Below are 7,893 nucleotides of genomic sequence, written 5' to 3'. Positions count from 1 at the left end.
GTCTTCGTAAAATTCGCTCGACGCCGGATCGAGTGCGATCGAAACGTCGACGCCGGGACGATACCCGGCCTTCGCGATCGCCTCGAGGATCACTTCGATCGGCTCTTCGTTGCTTTTGAGATTTGGCGCGAAGCCGCCCTCGTCGCCGACGTTGGTCGAATGTCCGAGTTTCTTGAGCACGCCAGCCAGCGCGTGAAAGACCTCCGCGCCCATCCGGATCGCCTCGGCGATGCTGGGTGCGCCGGCCGGCACGATCATGAACTCCTGCATATCGACGTTCGAGTCCGCGTGACGCCCGCCGTTGACCACGTTCATCATCGGTACCGGCATCACACTCGCGCCAGGATTGAGATACCGATAGAGCGGAACTCCTTTGGCCGCGGCTGATGCGTGCGCCGTCGCGAGCGATACGCCGAGCATCGCGTTCGCGCCGAGCTTCGATTTGTTCGCCGTGCCGTCCATTTCGATCATAACCTGATCGATGGCGCTCTGATTCGCCGCGTCCGCGCCCTTGAGCTTGGCTGCGATCGTCCGGTTGACGTTGGCGACCGCCTTCAGCACGCCCTTGCCGCCGTAGCGTTTTGGGTCGCCGTCGCGAAGCTCGAGCGCTTCGTGAACGCCGGTCGATGCGCCCGAAGGGACCGCGGCGTGGCCGAACGCGCCACCGCGCAACCGCACGTCAACTTCAACTGTAGGGTTGCCGCGCGAATCGAGAATCTCGCGCGCCTTTATCTCGACGATTTCCGTGGATGCCGCCATCAACTCATCCTCACCGCATTTGAGGTCCGCATTCTAGAGCAGGCCAGCCCGAGATGTCACGCAGGCCTGCTTCCGGCATTGTCTGCGCGATAGTAGGCGATCGGACCGAAGAAGTTCTTCCCCCGCGACACTTCCTTCGCATCAACCAATCCGGCCTCGTCCATCAGAGCCGTCATCCGGCCTTCAATCCGCTCGGCGACCGGTCCACGGCGATGGACCAATTGGCCGTGCTCCGCTGTTCCCGAGTGAGGGCCGTGCGCCCGGACGAAGTCGAGCAGATGAAGCGAGCCATCCGTTTTCAGCACGCGACGAATCTCGCCAAGTGTCGCTGACTTCTCTTCTGCGGCGAGGTGATGAAACATGACCGATGAGAACACGCGGTCGAATGACGCATCCGCATACGGCATGTGGTCCGCGAAACCGCGATCGAACTTCGCTGAGAGTCCAGCGCGCTTAGCCTTGCGCTCTGCGACCGACAAAGCCGCCGGGTCTGGATCGATTCCGACAACTTCGGCCTCGGGATGCATTCGCTTGATAAGGACCGCCATCGAGCCCGTGCCGCATCCGATATCGAGCACGCGGAATCCGGACTTGATCTCGGCTTGTTCGATCAGCGGCTGTTTCGCCTTGTCCGCCCCGAACAGCCAGAGGAAGGGATCATAGAGTGGAAGCAGCCAGCGCTTACCTAGTGCCGGCATGTAACTTCGCTCGGCTTCTTCCAAGGCGCTCATCTCCGGAGCGGCTGCTCGATCTCAAACGTCAAAGCTCCCGGCCCTTTCACATAAGCGGCGCGCGAGCCGTACGGCTTGTCCTCGGGCGAGCTCACAGTTTCCGCTCCCCGCTCGACCACCCGGCCGTAATCGCGATCGCAGTCGTCGCTGACAAATCCGATAGTCGAGCGAGAGTCGTGATCGCCCGCGTCCACGAACAACTGGAACTCCCCGACGGCGAAGATTGCCATCTGAGGAATCTGGAATACCGGCTTGAGATCCCACACTCGCTCGAGCCAGCCGACGGCTGCCGGCAGATCGCGCACACCAACATGAACGTGATTTGCTCTCATCGCGCGAACCTCCCTTGTCGTTTGATATCAGTCCAGGTACCGCACCGAAAGCGCTCGTTCGACTACCGCACCCTTGCTGCGGGCGACGCGTATCGCGCGCGCTTTGCGCCGCGACGAAACTACTTCTTTGAGCCGGGTTCCGGCAAAATGCGCCGCCGCGCCGTCGTCGAGCGCGAGCGTCGGCGGGAAGCCGCGCTTGATCAATCGCAGCAGCACCGGCCGTCGCTCTTTCTCGCCATCGTAATGCGGACAGCATGCGCCGCGTACGAATCCGAGTCCGTCGTTGAGAGCGCGAGTCGGCACGCCGAACGAATCGGTCAGGCCGTCTTCGAACCAGCAAATCGCGCCCGCGCTGAGTCCCGCCATCACGACGCCTGCGTTCCAGGCCGCGCGCAGCACTTTGTCGAAGCCGTGCAAGCGCCACACTGCGAGCATGTTCGCGGTGTTGCCGCCGCCGACGTAGATGACGTCCTGCTCCATCACGAATTGTTTGAGGTCGCTGACTTTTCGCTCGAAGAAAGTGAGATGAGTCGCGGCGGCTCGCGACGGCGGAAAAGCTTCGTGGAAGCGCCTGATGTAGGAATCGCTGTCGCCGGTCGCGGTGCCGACGAAGCATACGCGCGGCCGTCGCTTGCGTCGTGCGAGGCTCAGCACAAAATCGTCGAGCCTGGTGTTGCGCGGCTCCATCGAAAATCCGCCGCCACCCATCGCAACGATGTGCCGCTCGGCCATGCGCTGTTTGCTAGCTCACGTCCAGCGAACCGTCGGGCTTGAACCTCGATCTCGGCGCCCACGCGACTTCCCACGGGTAGCCGTCGGGGTCGGCAAAATATCCCGACACTCCTCCCCACTCGGCTTTCGCCGCGGGCTTGAGAATTGTCGCGCCCGCAGCCTTCGCAGTGTCGAGTCCTGGCTGCACGTCTTCGGCGCGCTCGACATTGATCGCGAGCGTGACGCCGCCGAATTCTTGTGATCGTGATGGAGACTGCATCGCGTCCTTGGCGAGCAGATCGAATGGGTAGAGCGCGAGCACTCCACCGGCGGTGCGGAAGAAGCTGATCTCGGATGAAGAATCGGCGGCCAGTTCCCAGCCGAGTGCGAGATAGAACCTGGTCGACCGCGCGAGATCGCTGACGCCGAGCGTCGCAATGCTGATTCGAGCCGCCAGAGCCATCGCTGTTCCCTCCTCGATTCGTTTGCCGCTACTAGGGCTAGTGAGTTTGCACTAATATGCAACATGGAACTCGCAGTTAAAATGATCTCGAGCGATCGAATTTCCATATTCGCGATGATATGGCTGCTGCTGCTTTGCGGAGCGTGCACAGTCCGCGCCGGCGACAGCATCGCGCTCGACGAAGCGCCGGATGCCAAGCCGTCCTTCGGGGTTTTCACCAATCCGGAGCACGTGACGATCGAAGGATACACCCAGGATGCGATGGAGCCGTTCATAAGTCCCGACGGCAACTATCTATTCTTCAACAGCTCGAACAACACGCGGCCCACCAACCTTTACTACGCGACTGCTGTTGATATGACCGGCCTGACCTTCCAATTTCAGGGTGAGATTGTTGGTGCGAATTCCGGTGGGATGACGCTTAGCGCAGTCCCATCGATGGATATCAACAACATTTTCTATTTCATCTCGGACCGGAGTTACGCGCAGACCTTCTCAACTATCTACTCTGGGATGTTTTCGAACGGCAGCGTCTCGAATGTCGCGCTGGTGCCGGGCGTTTCGAAGGATAAATTGAATGACGTCAATTTCGACCAATGCATCAGCCCCGATGGCGGCACATTGTATTTCGTGGACGGCGTCTTCAGCGGCGGCGCGTCCGTTCCGGCCGCCGCGACTATCGCGATTGCGGAGCGCAACGGCAATCAGTTCAAGCGATTAAAGAACAGCGCCGAGATCATGCGCAAGATCAACACCCACGACCTCAACTACGCGCCCGATGTCTCGAAGTCGGGACTCGAGTTTTTCTTTACCCGGATTCCGATTCATGATTCGCAGCCTAAGCCGCCGCCAGTTATCTATACCGCGACCCGCTCGAGCGTCTCCAAGCCGTTTGGCACGCCTCGCAAGATCGCAGCGATCACCGGATTCGCCGAGGCGCCCGCGCTGTCGCCGGATGAGAAGTCTCTTTACTACCACGAGCAGGTGAGCGGTACGTTCGTCATATATCGGGTGACGCGCCCGTGATCCCGCGCTACACGGCGCCGCTTTCGCGCAGCGCGCCGATCTCTTCCCAGGTGTAGCCGAGTTCGAGGAGCACTTCCTCGGTATGCTGCCCATGTTCGGGCGCGGCCTCAGCTGCGGTGGTGACTTCGCCGTTGATGGTTATCGGCGTACCCGAAACGAGCACCTTGCCGGCCACCGGGTGATCGAGTTCGAGCAGGTACCCGTTGACGCGCGCCTGTTCGCTTTTCAGCATCGTGCGATAATCGACGACCTCAGTCGCCAGGATGTCGGCGTCCGTTAGTTCCTTGAGCCACGCCTTGCTCGACTTCTTCGGGAAAATCTCGTCGAGCACTTGCTGAATCTTGTCGCCGTGAAAATTACGAATGACGTTGTCCGAGTAGTCGGGATCTTTTTCGAGATGCTGAATGCCGACGATCTTGCAGAACGACGGCCACCGTTTCTCGTCGACGCCTGCGATACAGATGTAGCCGTCGCTGGTCGGAAACGCGCCCCACACGCCGCGCAGAAACTGATGGCCGCGGCCGGCGCGCTCGGGCTCGACGCCGGTGATCGAAGTGTAATTGATCTCCATCCCCTGCATCGCGATCATCGTGCCGTAGATCGACGCGTCGACCTTCTGCCCCTTGCCAGTGCGCTCGCGCGCGAACAGTGCCGCCAGCACCCCGCTCGCGAGGCTGAGCGCGCCCGAGTGATCCGCGATGAACATTCCGGCCGCCAGCGGAGGGTCGTCAGGCATCCCGGTCTTCGCCATGACGCCGCTCGCCGCCTGTGCGAGCGTGTCGCGGCTCGGGCGCGTCACCCACGGTCCGCGCGGCCCCCACGAACTGCCCTGCGCGTACACGATGCGCGGATTTATTTTGCGCACGTCGTCATAGCCGAGGCCGAGGCGGTCGAGCACGCCGGGCCGATAGTTGGTAACGAGCACGTCGTACGACTTCACCATCCGGCGGACCATTTCGATCGCGTCGGGCTTTTTCAGATCGGCGGTGATGCTCCGTTTGCCGCGATTCATAGCGATGAAATAGTGGGACACGGTCGCGTTCTTGACGTCCGGGCCGCCGATCAGCGCAGTCAGCATCCAGCGGCTGAGATCGCCGGTCTCTTTGTTCTCGACCTTGACGACGTCGGCGCCCATGTCGGCCAGAACCAGCGACGCGAATGGGCCCTGGATTTCCTGTGCGATCTCGACGACCTTGATTCCTTCGAGCGGCTTGCTCATTGCGGCTTTCCCCTAAACGGTCGTTCAGGAACTCGGATGAGCGCGCATTATCCCGCCGTTCGACGCAAAATCTCAAGCGTCGATCTCATCGCGCGCCCTCTGTACGCTCGACGCCGATGGAACCGAGCATCTACGAATATCCCGAGGTCTTCCGCCGCGCGCATTTGGAAAGTCCAGGCGAGATTCCGGCCGAAGTGCTTTTTCTGCAAGAGGTCTGGAAGCGGCATCGCAAAAGTCCGACGCGCCGCATCCTCGACATCGCGTGCGGCGACTCGCCCCACGGCCGCCTGCTGGCTGGAGATGGACTCGAGGTGGTTGGAATCGATCGATCTCCGACGATGATCGCGGCAGGACGCCGCAAAGCGAACGAACTCCCGAATCTTCGCTTCTACCGCCGACCGATCGAGAAGTTCACGCTGCCTGAGCGCACATTCGATGCTGCAATCTTCATGTCCGAAACACTCCCGGTGATCGTAGAGAACGCCGACCTGCTGTCGCATCTAGGATCAGTCGGCCGTGCGCTCAAGCGCGGCGGCTTGTACTGCATCGACATCGATCGCCAGGATCCGATCGCGCGCGTGTCGCATCGCACGATCTGGCGCGAACGCACCGCGCGCGCGGGCGGTGTCGCACTGGACATCCGCGAATTTCATCGGCCGGTAGCATGGCACTCGCCGCTACATTCGATCTACGAGCTGGAATGCACGATCAACTTTCCCGCCGGCGCCGTCACAACTCGCGATCTGATTCCGGTGCGCTACACGACTCCCTCGACGCTGGAACTCGCGGCGCTCGCGTCCGGGATGTTCAAGATGGTTGCAACGTACTGCGACCTTTCATTCACGAAGCCGCTCGACAGATGCCGCTACCGATGGCTCGGAGTGTTGCGCCGCGTGTGAGCTCAGGTATCGATAAGATGATCGTTGAGGTCGAGCATCTCCGCGTGCCAGCCGCCGTCAAAGCGAAGAATCTGGATCGAGCCGAGCTCGACGACCGGCTCCTGACGAGTGAGCATTCGCACAATCGCGCGAATCACGCCGCGATGCGCTACCAACAGGGCGTCGTCATCGCGCGGCGTCCAGAGAGTGAGCATGCGCTCGAGGCCGCACTCGACGCGATTGGTAAAATCGGCGCGGCTTTCGCCGGCCGGATAGGTGTAGATCGGCGCGAGCCGATCGGCGTTCCATCGCGCGAACTCATCTGGATAGCGTTCGCGAATCTCGTCCGCCGTGAGACCTTCGAACAATCCGAAATGCACTTCGGCGAATTCATCGATCGTGACGAGCGGCGGCGAGTCGCCGGCTACAATCCGAGCGCCCTCGGACGCGCGCACGAGCGGACTCGAAAAAACGTGCGCGAACTTTTTCGCGCTATGTCGCGTCTCGAGCGCGCGAGCAGCCAGGCGCATCTGTGCGCGTCCCAGTTCCGACAGCGCGACGTCGCTGCGGCCGTGATACCTGATGCTCGACTCGCCCTCGGTCTCGCCGTGGCGGACGAGAATCAACCGCGCTCCGCGAATCATTTGGCGCCGAATATCATCTAGCTGTCGAACAGTGGATTCATCACCAGGCCAGTGAGCAGCTTGGGATGGAAGTAGGTAGATTTTTCGGGCATCGTCGCGCCCGCGTCGCTCACCCGCTCGACGTCATCAATCGACGGCGGATTCATCAGGAACGCACCGTCGGCGTGCCCATTGGCGACAGCGCCGAGCGCGCCGCCAATTTCGATCGTGTATTCGATATTTCCGCCCTTGCGAATCTCGTCGGCGCGGAGCCCGAATATTCGATCGAACACGAGCGCATGCAGAACCGACACGTCGAGGCGGCGCACCTCGGCCGCCGCGTCGGGCATCGCAGTCTCCATCGCGGCGGCGTCGCGGAGCCGCAGAAGAAAGTAATGCGGACCTCCCTTGAGCGTCACGCCGATTGCGCCGGTGCCCGAATCGTCGAGGCGCGCGCGAAAAGTGTCGCGATGCGCGATTTCCTCGACGTCGAATACTTCTCGCGCGCGTTCCGCGAACGACGCGATCGCGTTGGCGGGCAGCGATTTCACGACGCGATGCGTCGGCAGGATCACCAGCCCCGGATCGTCGCACGCCACCAGCGTCATCATCGTGTAGTCGTACGCCTCGGGCTCGCTCGACGCACTCTCGTGACGCCGCGCGCGCCGATAGTTCAGCGCGGTTTCGTAGCGATGGTGGCCATCGGCGATCAGAATGCGCGGGCCGTCAAGTTCACGTTGAATAGTCGCGATTTCGTCGTCAGTCTCGATCGAGCGCAGCTCATTGCGGATTCCGAGGTCATCGATGAGATCAATCAACGGCTCGCGCGAAGCCACCCGCTCACGCAATCGATCCAGCTCGGGATGCTTGCCGGAATACAGCCCGAAGATCGAGCTCGTGTTGACCTGGAGCGCGGTCAGCAGGCGCAGACGATCTTCCTTGGCAGCGGGGAAAGTCTTCTCGTGCGGAACGATGCGGCCGCGATCGAATTCCTCGAGACGCACGCGTGCGATAAATCCAGTGCGATGCATCAGCCGGCCCTCGACGTCGAACGTCTGCGTGTACTGAAAGATGGCGGGACGCGCCGACCGCTCGAGGACTTGCGCCGCTATCCAATCGGCGAGCGTTTTTTCCGCGGCGCCATAGCGATC

The 7,893-nt window shown here is 61.6% G+C and carries 10 protein-coding genes; 2 read left to right on the top strand and 8 right to left on the bottom strand.

Features of this window, described 5'->3' with window-relative positions; all coding sequences use genetic code 11:
• The 5 genes from eno to VIW95_RS11255 all read right to left on the bottom strand — a co-directional run.
• A partial coding sequence (gene eno, locus VIW95_RS11275; protein ID WP_414645287.1) for a phosphopyruvate hydratase occupies positions 1–759 on the bottom strand: 759 nt, incomplete at its 3' end.
• 56 nt (positions 760–815) lie between these two features.
• Positions 816–1,457: a class I SAM-dependent methyltransferase gene (locus tag VIW95_RS11270; RefSeq protein ID WP_331586470.1), complete on the bottom strand. Its 642-nt coding sequence runs from the start codon at positions 1,455–1,457 to the stop codon at positions 816–818.
• 29 nt (positions 1,458–1,486) lie between these two features.
• Complete coding sequence (locus VIW95_RS11265) at positions 1,487–1,822, bottom strand: VOC family protein (RefSeq protein WP_331586468.1); 336 nt, start codon at positions 1,820–1,822, stop codon at positions 1,487–1,489.
• Between the two features lie 27 nt (positions 1,823–1,849).
• A complete protein-coding gene (locus VIW95_RS11260; RefSeq protein ID WP_331586466.1) occupies positions 1,850–2,554 on the bottom strand; it encodes a peptidase E in 705 nt (234 codons plus the stop codon).
• A 10-nt stretch (positions 2,555–2,564) separates the two neighbouring features.
• On the bottom strand, positions 2,565–2,996 hold the full coding sequence (locus VIW95_RS11255) for a VOC family protein (RefSeq protein ID WP_331586463.1): 432 nt from the start codon (positions 2,994–2,996) through the stop codon (positions 2,565–2,567).
• Positions 2,997–3,059: 63 nt separating this feature from the next.
• Between VIW95_RS11255 and VIW95_RS11250 the strand changes: the two genes are divergently transcribed.
• Complete coding sequence (locus tag VIW95_RS11250) at positions 3,060–4,022, top strand: hypothetical protein (protein WP_331586461.1); 963 nt, start codon at positions 3,060–3,062, stop codon at positions 4,020–4,022.
• Positions 4,023–4,029: 7 nt separating this feature from the next.
• Here the strand turns inward: VIW95_RS11250 and VIW95_RS11245 are convergent, their stop codons facing one another.
• Positions 4,030–5,241 (bottom strand): CoA transferase, encoded by a 1,212-nt coding sequence (locus VIW95_RS11245; RefSeq protein WP_331586459.1) that lies wholly within the window; start codon positions 5,239–5,241, stop codon positions 4,030–4,032.
• A gap of 116 nt (positions 5,242–5,357) precedes the next feature.
• Between VIW95_RS11245 and VIW95_RS11240 the strand changes: the two genes are divergently transcribed.
• The gene (locus VIW95_RS11240; protein WP_331586457.1) at positions 5,358–6,140 is read left to right on the top strand and encodes a class I SAM-dependent methyltransferase; all 783 of its coding nucleotides are present in this window, start codon (positions 5,358–5,360) and stop codon (positions 6,138–6,140) included.
• A 2-nt stretch (positions 6,141–6,142) separates the two neighbouring features.
• Here the strand turns inward: VIW95_RS11240 and VIW95_RS11235 are convergent, their stop codons facing one another.
• Positions 6,143–6,763 (bottom strand): histidine phosphatase family protein, encoded by a 621-nt coding sequence (locus VIW95_RS11235; protein WP_331586455.1) that lies wholly within the window; start codon positions 6,761–6,763, stop codon positions 6,143–6,145.
• A 17-nt stretch (positions 6,764–6,780) separates the two neighbouring features.
• On the bottom strand, positions 6,781–7,893 hold a 1,113-nt coding region (locus VIW95_RS11230; RefSeq protein ID WP_331586453.1), incomplete at its 5' end, for a DUF1015 domain-containing protein.

The organism is Binatus sp. (SeqCode), assembly GCF_036522015.1.
In the GTDB taxonomy this organism is placed as follows: Bacteria; Desulfobacterota; Binatia; order Binatales; family Binataceae; genus Binatus.
This window is presented reverse-complemented; position numbering and strand designations above follow the sequence as displayed.